Source organism: Solimonas sp. SE-A11, assembly GCF_030345715.1.
Classification (GTDB): Bacteria; Pseudomonadota; Gammaproteobacteria; order Nevskiales; family Nevskiaceae; genus Solimonas_A.
The window spans coordinates 1-15,823 of the sequence record NZ_JAUASX010000017.1 but is presented as its reverse complement, the minus strand read 5'-3'; the positions used below and the strand labels follow the sequence as shown (position 1 = coordinate 15,823).

12 protein-coding genes and 1 pseudogene are annotated in these 15,823 nt (G+C 68.4%); 5 read left to right on the top strand and 8 right to left on the bottom strand.

Annotated features, from left to right (window positions below; genetic code table 11):
* Positions 1 to 184 precede the first annotated feature (184 nt).
* Positions 185 to 1,030 (top strand): NAD(P)-dependent oxidoreductase, encoded by an 846-nt coding sequence (locus tag QT386_RS17490; RefSeq protein WP_289275030.1) that lies wholly within the window; start codon positions 185 to 187, stop codon positions 1,028 to 1,030.
* A gap of 22 nt (positions 1,031 to 1,052) precedes the next feature.
* Here the strand turns inward: QT386_RS17490 and QT386_RS17485 are convergent, their stop codons facing one another.
* Positions 1,053 to 1,595, bottom strand: coding sequence for a mechanosensitive ion channel family protein (locus QT386_RS17485; RefSeq protein ID WP_289275029.1), 543 nt, complete (start codon positions 1,593 to 1,595; stop codon positions 1,053 to 1,055).
* Between the two features lie 130 nt (positions 1,596 to 1,725).
* Here QT386_RS17485 and greB point away from each other — a divergent pair, with 130 nt between their 5' ends.
* Positions 1,726 to 2,223: a transcription elongation factor GreB gene (greB, locus tag QT386_RS17480; RefSeq protein ID WP_289275028.1), complete on the top strand. Its 498-nt coding sequence runs from the start codon at positions 1,726 to 1,728 to the stop codon at positions 2,221 to 2,223.
* On the opposite strand, the gene QT386_RS17475 is transcribed toward greB, so the two are convergent.
* The 7 genes and pseudogenes from QT386_RS17475 to bcsD all read right to left on the bottom strand — a co-directional run bounded on the left by QT386_RS17475 (position 2,214) and on the right by bcsD (position 13,224).
* Entirely contained in the window at positions 2,214 to 2,627 is a 414-nt protein-coding gene (locus tag QT386_RS17475; protein WP_289275027.1) for a tetratricopeptide repeat protein, read from the bottom strand. The two genes, greB and QT386_RS17475, sit on opposite strands and share 10 nt — an antisense overlap.
* Positions 2,624 to 6,688, bottom strand: coding sequence for a cellulose biosynthesis protein BcsC (locus QT386_RS17470; protein ID WP_289275026.1), 4,065 nt, complete (start codon positions 6,686 to 6,688; stop codon positions 2,624 to 2,626). The genes QT386_RS17475 and QT386_RS17470 overlap by 4 nt, the downstream gene beginning before the upstream one ends.
* Positions 6,676 to 7,791: a cellulose synthase complex periplasmic endoglucanase BcsZ gene (gene bcsZ / locus QT386_RS17465; protein WP_289275025.1), complete on the bottom strand. Its 1,116-nt coding sequence runs from the start codon at positions 7,789 to 7,791 to the stop codon at positions 6,676 to 6,678. The genes QT386_RS17470 and bcsZ overlap by 13 nt, the downstream gene beginning before the upstream one ends.
* Positions 7,788 to 10,001, bottom strand: a pseudogene (locus tag QT386_RS17460) (cellulose biosynthesis cyclic di-GMP-binding regulatory protein BcsB). The gene bcsZ and the pseudogene QT386_RS17460 overlap by 4 nt, the downstream one beginning before the upstream one ends.
* A 97-nt stretch (positions 10,002 to 10,098) precedes the next feature.
* Complete coding sequence (gene bcsA / locus QT386_RS17455) at positions 10,099 to 12,216, bottom strand: UDP-forming cellulose synthase catalytic subunit (protein ID WP_289275024.1); 2,118 nt, start codon at positions 12,214 to 12,216, stop codon at positions 10,099 to 10,101.
* A 31-nt stretch (positions 12,217 to 12,247) separates the two neighbouring features.
* Entirely contained in the window at positions 12,248 to 12,739 is a 492-nt protein-coding gene (locus QT386_RS17450) for a hypothetical protein (protein WP_289275023.1), read from the bottom strand.
* Between the two features lie 5 nt (positions 12,740 to 12,744).
* Positions 12,745 to 13,224 (bottom strand): cellulose biosynthesis protein BcsD, encoded by a 480-nt coding sequence (bcsD, locus tag QT386_RS17445; protein WP_289275022.1) that lies wholly within the window; start codon positions 13,222 to 13,224, stop codon positions 12,745 to 12,747.
* A gap of 150 nt (positions 13,225 to 13,374) precedes the next feature.
* Here bcsD and QT386_RS17440 point away from each other — a divergent pair, with 150 nt between their 5' ends.
* From QT386_RS17440 to QT386_RS17430, 3 genes are all read left to right on the top strand, one after another.
* Positions 13,375 to 14,202: a hypothetical protein gene (locus QT386_RS17440; RefSeq protein WP_289275021.1), complete on the top strand. Its 828-nt coding sequence runs from the start codon at positions 13,375 to 13,377 to the stop codon at positions 14,200 to 14,202.
* A 92-nt stretch (positions 14,203 to 14,294) separates the two neighbouring features.
* On the top strand, positions 14,295 to 14,801 hold the full coding sequence (locus QT386_RS17435; protein ID WP_289275020.1) for a hypothetical protein: 507 nt from the start codon (positions 14,295 to 14,297) through the stop codon (positions 14,799 to 14,801).
* A gap of 43 nt (positions 14,802 to 14,844) precedes the next feature.
* On the top strand, positions 14,845 to 15,723 hold the full coding sequence (locus tag QT386_RS17430) for an acyl-CoA dehydrogenase family protein (RefSeq protein ID WP_289275019.1): 879 nt from the start codon (positions 14,845 to 14,847) through the stop codon (positions 15,721 to 15,723).
* The last annotated feature ends 100 nt before the right edge of the window (positions 15,724 to 15,823 follow it).

Here is a 15,823-nt window from a genome sequence, read left to right as displayed (position 1 = left end):
ACGAGGTGCCGATCAATCGCCGTTCACCCTTCGCCGGGCTCAGGGCGAACGGCCGCAATCTTGCCGTCTATCCTTGACGGTAACCTCGTCTTCCATGCGGACGATATCAATTTCCCGCAGGCTGGCTAGAATCAGCCGCAGCAGGCGCCGCCTGATCGGAAATCATCGTTACTGGAGAGTCCCCATGAGTCTCAAGGGCAAGACCCTGTTCCTCACCGGCGGTTCGCGCGGCATCGGCCTGGCCATCGCCGTGCGTGCCGCGCGCGACGGCGCCAACGTGGCCATCGCCGCCAAGACCGCCGAGCCGCACCCCAAGCTGCCGGGCACGATCTACTCCGCGGCCGAAGAGATCGAGAAGGCCGGCGGCAAGGCGCTGCCGATCCTCTGCGATATTCGCGAGGAGCAACAACTGGCCGACGCGGTGCAGAAGACCGCCGAGACCTTCGGCGGCATCGACATCCTGGTCAACAACGCCAGCGCGATCCAGCTGACCGGCACGCTGCAGACCGACATGAAGCGCTACGACCTGATGAACGGGATCAACGCGCGCGGCACCTACATGAGCGGGCGCATCTGCATCCCCTACCTGAAGAAGTCCGCCAACCCGCACATCCTGACGCTGTCCCCGCCGCTGGACATGAAGCCCAAGTGGTTCGGGCCGAACCTGGCCTACGCCATCGCCAAGTACGGCATGAGCCTCTGCACGCTGGGCTGGGCCGAGGAGTTCAAGAGGGACGGCATCGCCGCCAACTCGCTGTGGCCGCGCACCACCATCGCCACCGCCGCGGTGAAGATGATCGGCGGCGATCCTTTCCTGAAGCAGTCGCGCACGCCCGAGGTCATGGCGGATGCCGCCCACGCGATCCTGACGAAGAACTCGCGCGAATTCACTGGCCAGTTCTGCATCGACGACCTAGTGCTCTACGAAGCCGGCGTGCGCGATTTCTCGCAGTACGCGGCGGTGCCGGGCACCACCCAGTTCCTGCCGGACTTCTTCCTTCCGGACGATACGCCCGCGCTGCCGGGCTGAAGAGCAAGGCTCCCGCTGGCGCTCAGCGCCAGCGGCGGGTCACGCGCTGGAAGAACAGGCTGTTGGGCACCTGCAGCACGGTGGGCGATAGGCCTTCGCGGGTCTCTTCCAGCGTGGTGTAGATCAGGTTGATGTCGATCACGCGGCCGCCGAAGCCGGGCTTGTCGCCGGCCTCCAGCACTTCGATGCGATCATCCAGCCGGAAGGGCCGCGTGGTGATGATCAGCAGTGTGCAGAAGATGTTGGACAGCACGCTCCAGGCGGCGAAGAAGGCTACGGCGCCCACCGCGGCAAAGCCGGTGAAGGCGGTCCACAGCACGGTGCCGGAGACGCCCAGCCGTTCCAGTACCAGGAGCACCGTGGCCGAGTAGATCAGGAAGCTCAGGCTGCGGCGCGCGCCGATCGCCAGTTCCGGCGGCAGGTGATAGCGCTGTGCCACGCGCAGGATCAGCCGCCCCGCCAGCAGGCGCAGCAGCCAGGCCACCAGCAGGATGCCCAGGATCTGGGTGCCGGGGACGATGATGTCCAGCCATTGCTGGAGCCAGGGCGGCAGGAATTCCTTCATGTCTTGGGTCTGTTGGAATGCGAGCGAGAGCCGGCATTCGAGGGCGGGACCTCCGTCAGCGCGACAGGGCTGCGGAGCCGGGCCTGCAGATGATACTGTCCATGGGACCGTTCACGAATGGCTTTGGTTCATGTCGCGCTGGCGCCCCCCTGCAGAGAAGTCCTCGCCCTACATCACCGCCGAAGGCCAGGCTCGCCTGAAGGCCGAGTTCGAGCACCTCTGGCGCGAGCGTCGCCCGGAGGTGGTGCGGGCGCTGTCCGCCGCCGCCGCCGAGGGTGACCGCTCCGAGAACGCGGAGTACCAGTACCGCAAAAAGGAACTGCGCGAGATCGACGCGCGGCTCAAGTACCTCACCACGCGGCTGGAAGAAGTGAAGATCGCCGGCGGCCGGCCCGCCGATGTCTCGCGCGTGTTCTTCGGCGCCTGGGTGGACGTGGCGGACGAGCAGGGCGAGGAGCGCAGCTACCGCATCGTCGGTGCCGACGAGACCGACGCGGCCGAGGGCCGCATCAGTGTCGACTCGCCCGTGGCACGCGCCCTGCTGGGCAAGGCCGAGGGCGACGTGGTGAAGGTGCGCCTGCCGGCCGGCGAGGCGGAGCTGGAGGTCGTGGCGATCCGCTACGGCTGAACCTTGCTGGCGGAGCCCCACAGCGCCGGCGGATCGGGCAGGCTCGGCGGAATCGGCCGGGCATTGGCCTCCAGCAATTGCGCATTGGCGCCGATACGCGCTGCCAACCATTCACGCAGCTGCTTGCGGTTCTCCGCGATGATCGGCTGGTTGGGCGACAGGCGTGCCGCGCGGTCCAGCAGGTCCAGCCCGGCATAGACATCGCCCTTGCGGGTGCGCGCCACGGCCAGGTTGTTGAGCTGGATCGGGTCGAAAGGGTTCTCGCCCAGTTCCTGTTCCAGGCTCTCGATGGCCACGTCGACGCGGCCGGCTTCCAGCAGCGACTGCAGGGCCGGCGCGCTGTCCTGCGCCCGGGCGCCGCCGCAGGCCAGCAGCATGAACAGCAGGGGAAGGATGCGCTTCATGGCAGCGGGGCTCCGAAGAGGTTCGGGACTTGCGGCTGGTCGGGCAGGGGCTGGAAGCCCGAGAAGTGGTAGCGGATGTAGCCCAGCAACTGGAATTCCTTGTAGTCGCGGGCGTTGTCGACGCTGAGGCTGCCCCCGGCGGCAAAGCGCGGCGTGATGCGGTACTGCGCCGCGCCGCCCAGCTTGTAGCCGAGACCGCTGTTGTCCTGGCCCGCGTAGCCCAGAGGCAGGTTGGCCGCGGGCTCAAAGGCGGCCAGCCGCTCCAGTTCGTCCTGCAGGGCCTGGCGACCGGGGAACAGCGGTGATCCGTCCTCGCGGAAGGTCTGCGAGCCCAGCGCGGCATCGGCGCGGATCGACAACGGCCCGCGGTTGTAGGTCCAGGTCACCGGCACGGTCAGGGCGCCGAAGAACTGCGGGCTGAAGTAGCCGCCGTGGCCCAGGGTGTAGTGGCGCAGGTTTTCCTCGTATCCGAAGGTGGTCAGGTTCAGGCCTGCCGTCACCGTGTGGCGCATGCTGCGGTAGAGGCGCGAATAGAAGCCGGCGCCGAACTCGTACTGCGCGTTCTCCTTCACGTTGAGCCCGCCCAGCGTGTAGAAGCCGCCGTTGACGTAGATCCCGTAGTTGCCCAGGTCATGGGACAGGTCCAGGCGCGCGCCGCTGCGCATGACGCCGCCCCAGTTGCGGCCGGTCAGCGGATCGTAGGCGCCGGCATAGGACAGCAGGCTGTCGGTAACGGCACGGCGCGACAGCTCGACCCCGACCGCGGTCTTGCCGAACTGCGGCGTCCAGCGCATGCCACCTACCAGACTCTCGACCGGGAAGCCCAGCGGCGTGGTGCCGATGTCGGCGCTGAAGGAGCCCAGCTGGTAACCCAGGGCGAAGGCCAGGCCGGTCTCGGACTGGTCCTGCTCGGCGGTCTCGCCGTTGATCAGGGCCAGCGTGCCGAACTTGAGCAGGTTGGTGCCGGACACCGATCCGGCGTCGAGGAATACCGGGCGGAAGCGCGCGCCAATGCGGCCGATGCTCCACTCCGGGCTGATCCAGTCGGCGCCGAATTCGAGGTCGATCAGCTTGGACAGGCCTTCTTCGCCGCGACGGTTGCGGCTCATGAATTCGCCCTGGGCCCAGCCGCTGACGGCGGCTTCCAGGCGCGCGGTCGGCGAGTCGCCGGCCGGGTTGTAGTCCGGGATGAATTCGGCGGAGGCGGGCAGGCTGCCGGCGTTGACCGAGCGTGCCAGGCGCAGCGACAGCGGCTGCTGTCGCGACACGGTCGCCGCCTTGGATTCGGCGCGCGGGCTGTCCAGGCCGCGGTCCCAGAGGAAGCCGCCCTGGCGTTCCGCACCCGCGGGGGCTTGGGGCTGGCGCACGATGCCGGCGGGCATCGGCTCCGGATCCGGGCCGAGTGCGCGCGGCAGCAGCGGGCCCACCGGCTGTTCGCCTTCCAGGGCTTCGAAGACGCCGGCCGGCAGCGAGCGGTTACCGCCGGTGGCGGGGTCGATCATGGCCAGCAGCGGTGGGCCGGCCTGGGTCTGCTGCTTCAGGGCTTCGGCGGCGCGGTAGTGACTCAGCGCATCGGCCTGGCGGCCACGGCTCTGTGCCAGGCGTGCCGCCGCGAGATGGGCGCCGGCGGGGTCGGTGTTGCGCTCGAAGGCGGCATTGATCCAGCGAGAGGCCTGCTCAGGCTCCTGGTCGGCCAGGGCGGCGTCGATGGCGGCGTAGAGCACTTCGTCGGACACGTGCTCGACACCGCCGCCGCGCTGGATCTGGGCCTGGGCGATCGCCATGGCCTTTTCCGGCTCGCCGGCCGAGCTGAATAGGCGGCCCAGCGCGAGCTGCACGCGGGTCTCGTCGGGGTAGCGCGCGATCACATCGCGCAGCTGGCGGTAGGCCTCGGCCAGATTGGCCTGCTCGCGGGCGCGGTCTGCCAGCTTCACGCGGTAGCCGACCACCAGGTCCTCGAGCGTGCGCTGCTGCAGCGGCGTCATGCCGCCACGGCGGATCAGCTCGGTGCTGACGGCCTCGAACTCGGCATCCTGGTCCAGCTGCAGCAGCAGCGCGGCGTACTGGATGCGATCGCCTGCTCCGGGATTCGGGTTGGCGGCAAAGCTGCGGCGCAGCACGGCCAGCGCGCGCGCCGGGTCACCCAGCGCGGCCCAGCCCTGGGCAATGGCCGGGGCCAGTTCCGGCGATTCGCCGGAGGCATTCACCGCGGCACTGATCCACTGCGCGGCACGGCCGGGGTCACCCTGGCGGGCGGCCTGCTGTGCACGCTGGATCTGGTAGCGCACCCAGGCCTCGCGCTGCAGGCGCTGCGCGGCGCCCGTGCGATTGGCGGCGGGCAGGTTCTCCAGGGCCATCAGCGTCTCGTACCAGCGCTGGCCCTCGGCGTAGGCATAGGACTGCGCCAGCCAGCCTTCGGCGGTGGCGCCGCCGCCGGGCTTGCCGTCGCCGGCCGCCTCGACCATGGAATCCAGCAGTGAATCGGCGTCGCTGTCGCGTCCCATCTTGCGATACAGGCGGGCGAGGTCCAGGCGCACCCAGGGACTGGCAGGGGCATTGACCATGGCTTCGCGCAGCAGGCGCTCGGCGTCGGTCAGGCGGCCGGCCTCGATCGCGGTGGCGGCCTGCTGGCGTGCCAGCTCCACACGCACGTCCTGCAGCTTCAGCTGGTCGGCGGCGGCGACGTTGCCCAGCAGCTGCTGGGCCTCGCGGCTGCGGCCATCACGCTGCAGCAATCCGGCCAGGCCTCCCACCAGGTCGGGATTGCCGGGTGAATTCTTCAGGGCCGCACGCAGTTCGCGCTCGGCCTGGGCGCTCTTGCCGTTATGCACCAGCACGTCGGCGGCGGCGCGGACCACGGCGGGTTCGGGGCGACCGTTCGGGGCCTGCGAGAGCGCCGACTCGTAGGCGGTCTCGGCGGCGCGGTAGTCGTTCTTCTCCACCGCCGCTTCGGCGGTGCGCACGTGGCTCCAGAAGGCGGCAGTCTGGCGTGCGTCGCGGTAGCGCGAGGCCAACGCCGGCTTGCCGCGCGAGGCGCGGTCCAGCAACTGCTCGGACTCGGCGAAGCGGCCCTGGCGCAGGCGCACCACACCCAGGCCGGCCTGGGCATCGGCGTCGGCCGGTTTGCGCGCCAGCAGGCGGGTGAAGCCGGTCTCGGCTTCCTCCACCGCGTTGCGGTCCAGTGCGGCGAAGGCGTCGCGCAGCTCGGCTTCGGCCTGCGCATCGACGCGTGGAGCCGGCGGCGCGGCAGGCTTGGCGGCCGTGGTGGCCTGCTGCTGTTGCTGCTGGGTGTCGGCGATCCGGGCGCGCACGGCGGCGTCTTCGCCCACCTGCTGGAGATAGCCGTCGTAGCGCGGCCGGTCGGCCGCGGTCGGCGCCAGCCAGATCAGCGCTTGCCGCCAGGCGCGGCGGGCTTCGGCCTGCGCAGCCGGATTGCCGTTGAGCTCCTGCAGCTGGTCGATACCCTCGCGGCGGGTCTCGGCGCGGTAGGTCAGCACGCGCGCCTGGGCCAGGGCCACGCGCGTGTCGCTGGGGCGGGCACGGTTGAGCTGCGCCAGGCCGCGGCGGGCCTCGTTCCAGCCATCACGGGTGCCGGCCAGGGTTTCGTAGTATTCCAGGGCCAGGTCGTCCGGCGGCGTGGAGCCGTTGAAGGCCTTGCGATAGGCGGCGGCCGCGTCGTCGGGCCGGTTCTGGCGGGCCAGGTTGCGCGCGGTGGCGAGCTGGTCGGCGCCGCTGCGTTCCGTGGCGTCGGCCTGGGCGCGCTTTGCGGCGGTGCCCGGGGCGACCTTCTGCAGCCGGTCCTCGTAGCGCCGGGCCTCGGCAGCATTGCCGGCGGCGGCTTCCAGCACGGAGAGGCGGTTCAGCGCCTCGGCGTGATTGGGGTCGGTCTCCAGCACACGCTTCCAGCTGTCTCGCGCCAGGTCAGGGCGCTGCTTCTGTTCCCAGAACTGCGCCTGCTGCACCAGCTGGTTGACGGCGGCGCTGTCGGCTGCGGCGGCGCCGAAGGCGATCAGACAGCCGGCGGCGAGGGCAGTGAGCCTCCAGGCCTTTAGCGCTTCCATGTAAGAACGACTCCCCCGTTGCCGTCGAAACGGTATTTTCCGTCGGCATAACCCTTGCCGAACAGGATCAGCACCTGGTCGTAGTAGTGCGCCGGGTGTCCGTAAAGCTTGTTGTTGCGGGCCTTCTCGAGCGCGGCACGGGCACGTGCCAGGCCGGTGTCGTCCTGCGTCATCGCATAGTAGGGCAGCAGGGCACCGTAGAAGCCCACCGGGGCCTGGCCTTCGATGCCGGCATTGCCGTTGGACCAGCGCTCCGGCACGCGGCCGATCTCGCCCAGCATGCCGCCGAAGGGACGTATCGCGTCCTGCAGGGCGGCGGCGCTACCGTTGCCCGAAGGGCCCCAGGCGTTGAACAGGTAGACGCGGATGGCGTCGTAGCTGCCCACGCCGCTGGTCTCCTTGTCCTGCACGACATTGCCGGCCTGCCACTGGGCCCAGTCCGGCACGCGGCCCAGCGGGGCCAGTTGTGGCAGCCAGGCGGCGTAGTCGGCCAGCAGGCGGCGCCAGGGGCCCTGCGGATCCTCCTGCTGGAAGCGCAGCAACTGCACCGGTACGTAGTAGCTGGGGTTGAGGCGGATGCGGTCACCGTCGACGAAGCCCTCGCGGCCCGGCAGCAGCAGCAGCGGGCCGTTCTCCACCTGCATCACCGCATGCTGCTTGACCTGCTCCAGCAGGCTGCGGCCCAGCGTGCGGTACTGTGCGTCGTTCCAGATGCGGCCAGCCTCCAGCAGCGTGTAGGCCAACCAGAGGTCGGCGTCGGTGGCCGAGTTGAGGTCCTTGATGCCCCAGTGGTCGGCATCGATCCGGCCCCATAGCCAGGCCGGCAGGTTCTTGCCGAGATTGCCCTTGGCGAGATTCTTCTCGGTCCACTGCAGGATGCGCTGGAAGCGCTCGCGGTCATTGGCCACCAGCGCGAAGAACAGCGCATAGGCCTGGCCCTCGGACACCGTGCGCGACTCCGCGGTCCAGTCGATCACGCGACCCTGTTCGTCGACGAAACCTTCGGCGAAGGACTGCCATTCCGGCCAGCCGCGCTGCTGTGGCTGCGCCGCGCAACCGGCGGCGGACCACAGCAGCAGCACGGCGGCCAGCAGGCGTGTCATAGCTTGCCCTTGAGCCGCAGTTCCGCACGGCGGCGCAGCGCTACGCGCAGCACCATCGCCGCGAGCAGCACCACCAGCAGCGTCAGCGGCAGCATCAGGTAGGGCCGCAGGCCCAGCCAGCGCTTCAGGCCATACCACCAGGGCAGGCTCCCGACCTCGTAGCCGTTGCCCAGGTCGTAGCCGCTGACCTTGTCATCCTGCACCAGGGTCAGGCCGCCGCGCACGAACTGCGCCTGGCCCGGCTTGACCACGGCCAGCGCGGCGTCGCGCAGGTTGCCCTGGCTGCCTGCGGCGAGCACCACCACGTTGCGCCCGGACTTCAGCGGTGACTCGAAGCCCATGATGGCCTCGAAGTCTTGTCCGGCCTGCATCACCACACGGCTGGCGTACTCGGCGGCCTGTTCCAGGTTGCGGCCGGCGAGGCGCTCGTGCAGCGAGTCGAACAGGTCCACCGGACGCAGCTCGGTCTTGCCGCTGCTGAACAGCAGCGGCAGTTCGCCGGCCCAGTCCTGCGGCACCGGCAGGGCGCCGGCGCGGCCGATCATCAGCAGGTCGCGATCCGCGAACTCGGAGACGTTCTCGAAGCTGCCCACTTCCAGGCGCGTGGCGGCATCTTGTGTCCAGCGGCCGATGTGCCCGGCCAGGATCAGCGCGGCCGACACCTCGGACTCCTGCGCGCCCTGCGGCAGGATCAGCGCGGTACCACCCAGGTCACCGAGGCGGGAGTAGGGGTAGGCGCCCTGCGCGAACAGCTGCAGCGCCGGCATCTCGGCGAAGTGGGCATAGCGCTTGAACTCGAGCGTCGATGCCGGGTCGATCGAGCCCTGTAGCGAGTTGGGGTCAAAGTCCTGGCAGACGGCGTCGGTGTTGCGGCGGAAGTGGAACTGCGCGTCCAGGCGGTTGTTGGTGCGCAGCACGCCGCCGGGCAGGTCCACCGTCAGTTCACGGCTCTCGCCCAGGCTCTTGCCCAGCGCGGTGGCGTCGATCGCGACGCCACCGGCGAATTGGGCATTGAGCACGGCGTTGAGCGCGGAGTTGGCGCCGGTGATGGGCGCGGCACGATACTTCAGGCGCAGCTTCACGCTGTCCTTGTCCAGCGGATACAGGTCTGGCGGCAATGCGAACTCGAAGCTGATCGGGCCCGGCATCAGGCCGGTGACCGACAGCGGATTCAGGGCGCCTTCGGTGAGCGGGCGCGGCGACGCTGGATTGATCCAGCGACCCGAGGCCCAGGCCTTGCGCGCCTCCGGCAACTGCAGGGTGTCGATGCTGGCGTTGCGGCCCTGCATCAGCATCTGGCCCAGGGCCAGACTCTGGGCGGCCTGCACCAGGCCCTCATCGGTGGCGGCAGAGATCACCAGCAGTCGTGCCTGCGGCACGTCCGGGTTTTCCACCATGGCGACGGAGGGGCGCGTGGACACCGCAGTCGGGTCCAGGCCCGGGAAGGACTGCGCCCGCGTGGTGAACACCACGCCGTGGCCTGGCGGCAGCGTGCCGTAACGCACCGGGAAATCGGCGCCGCGGTAGTCGGCCTTGGCGCCGAACCAGGCCGCGACGATCGCAGCCGCCTTCATCTGGCCCGGCGTGGGGCTGCGCTCGAACACGAAGGGCAGGGTCAGCAGGCCGGCTTCGCCGTCGTCGAACAGCGGGGCCGGCAGGCGCTCCAGTGCCGGTGGCGGTGGCAGCGTGGAGAAGCGGAGCTTCAGGCTGCTTTCGTTGCTGATCTCGGCTCACAGCGAGCTGTGCGTGGGGTCTTCGCACTCGTTGCGGGCGTAGTGGGCGATCAGCTCCAGGCGGATCTGCGTCTTGGGCACCAGCAGCAGCGGGTTCAGCGCGATCTGTGCCACCGCGCCGGAGGCAGACTCTGCCGTCAGCGGGATGGTGCGCACCAACTGGTCGTTGACCAGCACGTTGATGTGGCTGGTGTCGAAGCGCAGTGACGGGGAGTGCGAGTAGCGCAGCGACAGCGTGGCATCGGTCACCACCTGGTCGGCGCGGATGTTCAGCGGCACCGAGGCCTGGCCGAAGACCGTACGCAGGCGCAGCGGGTAGGCCAGCCCCAGTTCCTCGAAGCTCAGCTCGCGCTGCGGCGCCAGGAAGGCGGTGTCCGAGGTTGCGACGGGTGTGCCGGGTTCTGCGGCAGCCGCGGTGGCGGCCGACAGCCAGAGTGCGCCCAGGAAAGTCGCCCAGCGATAAGGTCTTGTCCGCATGTTCTCGGTCCGGCGTAGGGTGTAACAGCTTCTTTTGTACCGCTTTTTATTGTTTCAGGTCCATCCGCCGGAGCGTCAGGGACCGCCCCGCTGGCCTTCAGCCAGCGACTTTGCGTCGGGTGATGCGGGCGTGCAGGCGCTCCAGCAGGTCGCCGGTGAACCAACGCCAGAATTCGTAGGCACCGATGACGCCGTAGCGGCCGACCAGTGCCAGCGCGTGCAGCGGCCGGTCGGGCGCCTGGGTCTCGCGCCAGCGGATCCAGGCATCGGCACGGCCGAACAGCGCGTAGATCAGGGCGTTTTCCTCGGCGATACCGAGGGTCTCGAACTGCACGGCGACCACGCCGTGGCCGCTGCGGCGCACGGTGACGGGAATCCAGACGTCGGAGCGATCCGGGATCAGCAGGATCTCCACCCGGTCGCCCACCGTGGTGACGAAGCCGTCCGGCAGCAGCAACTGCGCGCCGGAATAGGACAGGTCCACCGTCGGTGTCAGGTGTGCCGGGTGTTCAGGCCCGAGCCGGATCGCGCCCGGGATGCGGGTGCGTACGCGCACGGCCGTGCGTATCTGTTTTTTCTCGGATGCCACGGCCAGTGCGCCGCCGATGATCACCAGGTTGTAGATCGTCCAGCCGAGGTTCAGCAGCAGGGTATCGGGGTGCGCCTCGCCGCCCGCCAGGCGGATGATGCCCACCACCAGCCCGAGCGCATTGAGCAGGAACAGGTAGTAGTAGGGCTTGGCGATGTCCTTGTCGAAGTAGTCTCGGTCGACCACGCCGCCCTTGGCGGTCACGTTGAACTTGCCCAGCTTGGGGTTGATGAAGGCCAGCATCGTCGGGCCGAGGATGAAGGTGGCCAGCACCGTCTCGTAGACCTCGGACCAGAAGGAGTGCCGGAACGCGCCCTGCAGGCGGCTGTTGGTCATCGTGGCCAGGATCACGTGCGGCGCGGCGTAGGCCAGCACCATCAGGCCCTGCGCCTTGATGATCTCCGCGCCCAGCAGCAGGTAACCCAGTGGCGAGGTCAGGAAGATGATGCGTGGCAGGCCGTAGAAGAAGTGCATCATCGCGTTGGCGTAGCAGAATCGCTGGCCAAGCTGGAGCCCCGGCTTCAGGAAGGGGTTGTCCACGCGGAAGATCTGCGCCATGCCACGCGCCCAGCGGATACGCTGGCCGACGTGCGCAGAGAGCGATTCGGTGGCCAGGCCAGCCGCCTGGGGGATGTTGATGTAGGCGCTCTTCCAGCCGCGCGAGTGCATGCGCAGCGAGGTATGGGCGTCCTCGGTGACGGTCTCGGTGGCGATGCCGCCGATTTCTTCCAGCGCGGTGCGGCGCAGCACGGCGCAGGATCCACAGAAGAAGGACGCATCCCAGAAGTCGTTGCCGTCCTGGATCAGGCCGTAGAACAGCTCGCCCTCGTTGGGCACCTTGCGGAAGGTGCGCAGGTTGCGCTCGAAAGGGTCGGGCGAGAAGAAGTGGTGGGGCGTCTGGACCAGCGAGACCTTCGGATCACTTACCATGGTGCCCATGGTCAGCTGCAGGAAGGAGCGGGTGGGAATGTGGTCGCAGTCGAAGATGGCGATGTATTCGCCCTGCGTCACCTTCAGCGCGCGGTTGATGTTGCCGGCCTTGGCGTGCTTGTTGTCCGGGCGGATCAAGTGGGTGGCGCCCACCTCCTCGCAGAAGGCCTTGAACTCGTCACGGCGGCCGTCGTCCAGCACGTAGACCTTGATCTTGTCGCGCGGCCAGTCCAGCGCCAGCGCCGCCAGTACCGTCGGACGCACGACGCTGAGCGGCTCGTTGTAGCTGGGGATGAAGACGTCCACCGTCGGCCACTGCGCCGGGTCCTCGGGCAGGGGCTCAGGCTTGCGCCCCAGCGGCCACGCGGTCTGGATGAAGCCGAACAGCAGGATCGTGAAGGCGTAGAGCTCGGCGAACAGCAGGCCGCTGGACAGGAACAGGTCCCAGGCGTCGAAGCCGGGGCCGATCGGCAGGGTTTCGGTGATGCGCCAGTAGAGGTAGCGGGTACTGGCGATCAGCGACAGCGCCATCATGGCCAGGGCGCCGCGGTGCCCGCGCATGCGCTTCAGGCCGAAGGCCGAGACCACCATCAGCGTGCCGGTGACGGCTTGCCAACCCAGCGTCAGCGGCGCCGTCACCAGCGCATAGAACGGGACGCTGAGCAGCAGCAGCACGAGCAGGATGGTCAGCCGCATTGAGTGTGCCGCTCCCTGGCAGAGGATTGTCTTAGCGCTTCAGGCGCAGCGGATCGACGACCGCCGACGAGGCATCCTGGCCCATCTGGGCAAACAGGTTGGACACCGGCTTCTGCATCACCGAGTCCTGCGGCTCACTGCCCGAGGCCTTGCGCGGCGCCAGCTGTAGCTGCAGCACCGGCGCCTGCACGCGGGAGCCGATCACCTGGCGGCGCAGCCGCTCGAAGGTAAAGGACAGCGGCTGCTCGACCGTGCGCGCGGGCTCCGGCAGCGGTGCCGGCGCCGGTGCGGCGATGGTTCGCGCAGCCTCGGCGGGCGCTGCGGCGACCGGTACCGCTGCGGCCGGCCTGGACGCCTGCACCGGGAGCGCCGGAGCGGCAGCCGGGGCTGCAGTTGGCGCGGTGCCGCCGGCCAGCTTGAGCTTGGCCGGGCGGTGGTCGCCGAACTCGCGGTACTTCAAGCCGTCGAGCTGCAGGCGGTCCACCAGCTGACTCACGTCGTCGAAATCCTTCTTGTCCGTCACCGCTGCTACCCTCCGAAATTGGCTGCATGCGCCAGGCGGAACCGGATCAGGTCCGAGCCCGGCGGCGAGGCTACCTCGCGCACGTCCAGCTGGTCGCCCGCACCGAGCTGGCGCATCCACTCCGCATACATTCCCTCAAGCAAACCCGGTGCCCAATGGCCGCTGTCCGCACCGAACAGGCCGGGCAACGGCGAGCAGCCGTGCACGAAATCCACGCCGGCGGCGTTCTCTTCCACCCGTACCCAGCCGAAATCCAGCCGGGCCAGGGTCTTCTGCGCAAAGACCTCGAAGTCGGCTAGTGTCTTCAGGTCCACTGCCGCCTGCTCGGAGGCGATACGGCGGCCCGCCAGGTAGACCAGCGCGCGCAACTGCTCGGTCGGCACCTGCTGGGCCAGTTCCACCGCCAGCGTGCGCAACACCGCCAGCGCCGCCTGCGGGCGAGGGGTGTTGCGGAAGTATTCTTCGCTGCGGTTGTCGAGGGCCACTTCGGTTCTCGGTGGTGCCAGGGATGACCGGACCATTGTCTCAGGTGAAATATATGGGGACAACTGCACTTGGCCCGTCTTTTCAGGTAGGTTTACGCTTTATTTACAGAACCCTACGCGCATTTTCTCATTCTAGGGCAGAGTCAAGTCATGATCCGTAGACAAGATGTATCGGTGCCCTGTTGCAAACTGCTCGCGGCAGCCCTGCTCGCCTTGTCCGGCCTCACCGCCTGCGGCTCGCAGATGGACAGTATCGACAATCCTGACACGCGGCCGGTCAGTCAGGCGCCCGCCGGCATCTACGAAGGGCGCCTGAGCTCCACCAAGACCGGTGTCACCCAGGACGTGGTGGCCTTCCTGGACAGTGACAAGAAGCGCTTCCTGGTGTTCACGGAGGATGGAAAGCTGGTGGCCGGCGGCCTCTACACCGCCACGAGCCCCAGCCTCTCCTGGACCGCCAAGGTGTACCGCAAGGTGATCACCACCACGAAGGATCCGGTGACCGGCGCGGACGTCACCACCACGAGCACCGACGTCACCACGCTGCAGGGCCAGGGCGGCTTTGAACCCGAGAAGTCCATCCAGCTGACCTATACCACCTCGGACAACGATTTCGGCTCCCTGACCCTGGCGTATTCGAAGCTGCGTTACGAACAGCGCTCCAACCTGGCGTCCCTGGCGGGCATCTGGGGCATCGAGGACGAATTCGGCCTGGCCACGACCCGGTACACCATCAGCCAGGACGGGCAGATCACCGGCAGTGACGACAAGACCAAGTGCACCTACCAGGGCAGCCTGACCATCATTGACCTGCACTACAACCTCTACCGCCTGTCCCTTTCGGAGCTCTGCGGCAACACCACGATCTCCACTATAGGCCTGGCCACGTTGAACCAGGCGCCGAACACCACCGAAACGATCCAGGGGGTCGCCATCGCTTCCGACTCGGCCGTGGCCTTCCTGCTGGATCCGCTGTAAAGCGGGGATCGTTTTGGGGCTTTCGCGGTCACAGGGGCATCCGGAGCGGTTCCGGATGCGTATGGCCTGGTAACAGGCACTGGAGGTTTGTCATGTTTCCCACTACCCATCCATATCGTGGCCTGGCTGCCGCTCTGACGGTGCTGCTGCTGGCCGGTTGCGCCACGGTTACCCCCTACCAGCCGATGAAGAACGGCCAGGGCTACGGCGACCAGCGCATCGAGAACAACCGCTACCGCATCAATTTCGCCGGCAACTCCACCACCTCGCGCGAGACCGTGGAGAACTACCTGCTGTTCCGCGCCGCGGAACTGACGTTGCAGCAGGGCTATGACTACTTCGTCATGAGCGGCAGCGACACCGAGAAGCAGACCCGCTACCAGCAGACCGTCAGCGCCGTCGGCGGCTACGGCTGGTACTCGCGCTACTACGGCCTCGGCACCGGGGTCAGCACCGCCTACCCGGTGAATGAATACCAGGCCCAGGCCTACGTCACCATGTACAAGGGCAAGCGCCCGGCCGAGTCCGCCGACGCCTTCGACGCCCGCCAGGTGCGCGACAACCTCGGCCCCTTGATCAAGTATCCCGAGAAGGGCTGAGAGTCGGGCCAAGTCCCGTGGCCGGCCCGCTTATAGTGCCGGCATGACCCACTGGCTCGAAACGCTGCTCACCGGCCCCTGCAAGGCCCCGGCCTGCCCGGATGTCGCCTCCTGGTGGCCGCGCCACCTGGCCCGCTCGCGCGAGACGCCGGACACCATGACCCAGGCCATCCTCGGCGGCTATCACGCCGACCGCGTTGGCTGGGCCTTTGCCTCTGCCTACCAGGCCGCCCTGCGCGCGTTGGTGCCGCAGCTGCCTGCCGATACGGTCGCCGCACTCTGCGTGACCGAGAAGGACGGCAACAGCCCACGCGCGATCCGCAGCGAATTGCGGGAGGGCCTGCTCAACGGCGCCAAGCGCTGGGCTACGCTGGGGCCGGAGGGCCAACTGTTCTTGGTGGTGGCGCGTGATGCCGAGGTGCTGTCTGACCTGCCGGTGCTGCGCGTGCTGTGCATCTCTGCGGATCAGGCGGGCGTGCAGGTGGAGGCGATGCCGCCGACGCCCTTCGTGCCGGAAGTACCGCATGCGAGCCTGTGCTTCGAGAACGTTACGGTCGCGGATTCCGCCGTGCTTCCGGGCGATGGCTACCTGCACTATGTGAAGCCCTTCCGCACCGTGGAGGATCTGCACGTGCAGGCGGCGGTGCTGGCGTACCTGGTGCGCGAGGCGCTACGCCTGCGCTGGCCGCGAGGCTGGATTGAGCGAGCCGCTGCGCAACTGCTGGCGCTGGAAGCGCTCGCGACATTGCCGTCTCTGGCGAACACCACTCATGCCGCACTGGCCGGAGCGCTCACGGGAGTAGCCGCACTCGTCGCTGACGCAGACCGGCACTGGCAGGCGAGTGAAGCCGATGAAGCGGCCCTGCGCTGGAAGCGTGATCGCGCGCTCTTCACGGTGGCGGCGACGTTACCCCAAAATTGAGTAGCACCGTGGTTTAGAGTCCGACCCAAGACCCCAGGAGGTCGGACGTGAAGAAGCGGTATTCGGAAGAGCAGATCATCGGATTTCTGAAGGAAGCGGA

Excerpts from the sequence above, each read along its gene's own strand:
- QT386_RS17490 (WP_289275030.1), top strand. The coding sequence starts at position 185 with ATGAGTCTCAAGGGCAAGACCCTGTTCCTCACCGGCGGTTCGCGCGGC.
- QT386_RS17485 (WP_289275029.1), bottom strand. The coding sequence starts at position 1,595 with ATGAAGGAATTCCTGCCGCCCTGGCTCCAGCAATGGCTGGACATCATC.
- greB (WP_289275028.1), top strand. The coding sequence starts at position 1,726 with ATGTCGCGCTGGCGCCCCCCTGCAGAGAAGTCCTCGCCCTACATCACC.
- QT386_RS17475 (WP_289275027.1), bottom strand. The coding sequence starts at position 2,627 with ATGAAGCGCATCCTTCCCCTGCTGTTCATGCTGCTGGCCTGCGGCGGC.
- QT386_RS17470 (WP_289275026.1), bottom strand. The coding sequence starts at position 6,688 with ATGGAAGCGCTAAAGGCCTGGAGGCTCACTGCCCTCGCCGCCGGCTGT.
- bcsZ (WP_289275025.1), bottom strand. The coding sequence starts at position 7,791 with ATGACACGCCTGCTGGCCGCCGTGCTGCTGCTGTGGTCCGCCGCCGGT.
- bcsA (WP_289275024.1), bottom strand. The coding sequence starts at position 12,216 with ATGCGGCTGACCATCCTGCTCGTGCTGCTGCTGCTCAGCGTCCCGTTC.
- QT386_RS17440 (WP_289275021.1), top strand. The coding sequence starts at position 13,375 with ATGATCCGTAGACAAGATGTATCGGTGCCCTGTTGCAAACTGCTCGCG.
- QT386_RS17435 (WP_289275020.1), top strand. The coding sequence starts at position 14,295 with ATGTTTCCCACTACCCATCCATATCGTGGCCTGGCTGCCGCTCTGACG.
- QT386_RS17430 (WP_289275019.1), top strand. The coding sequence starts at position 14,845 with ATGACCCACTGGCTCGAAACGCTGCTCACCGGCCCCTGCAAGGCCCCG.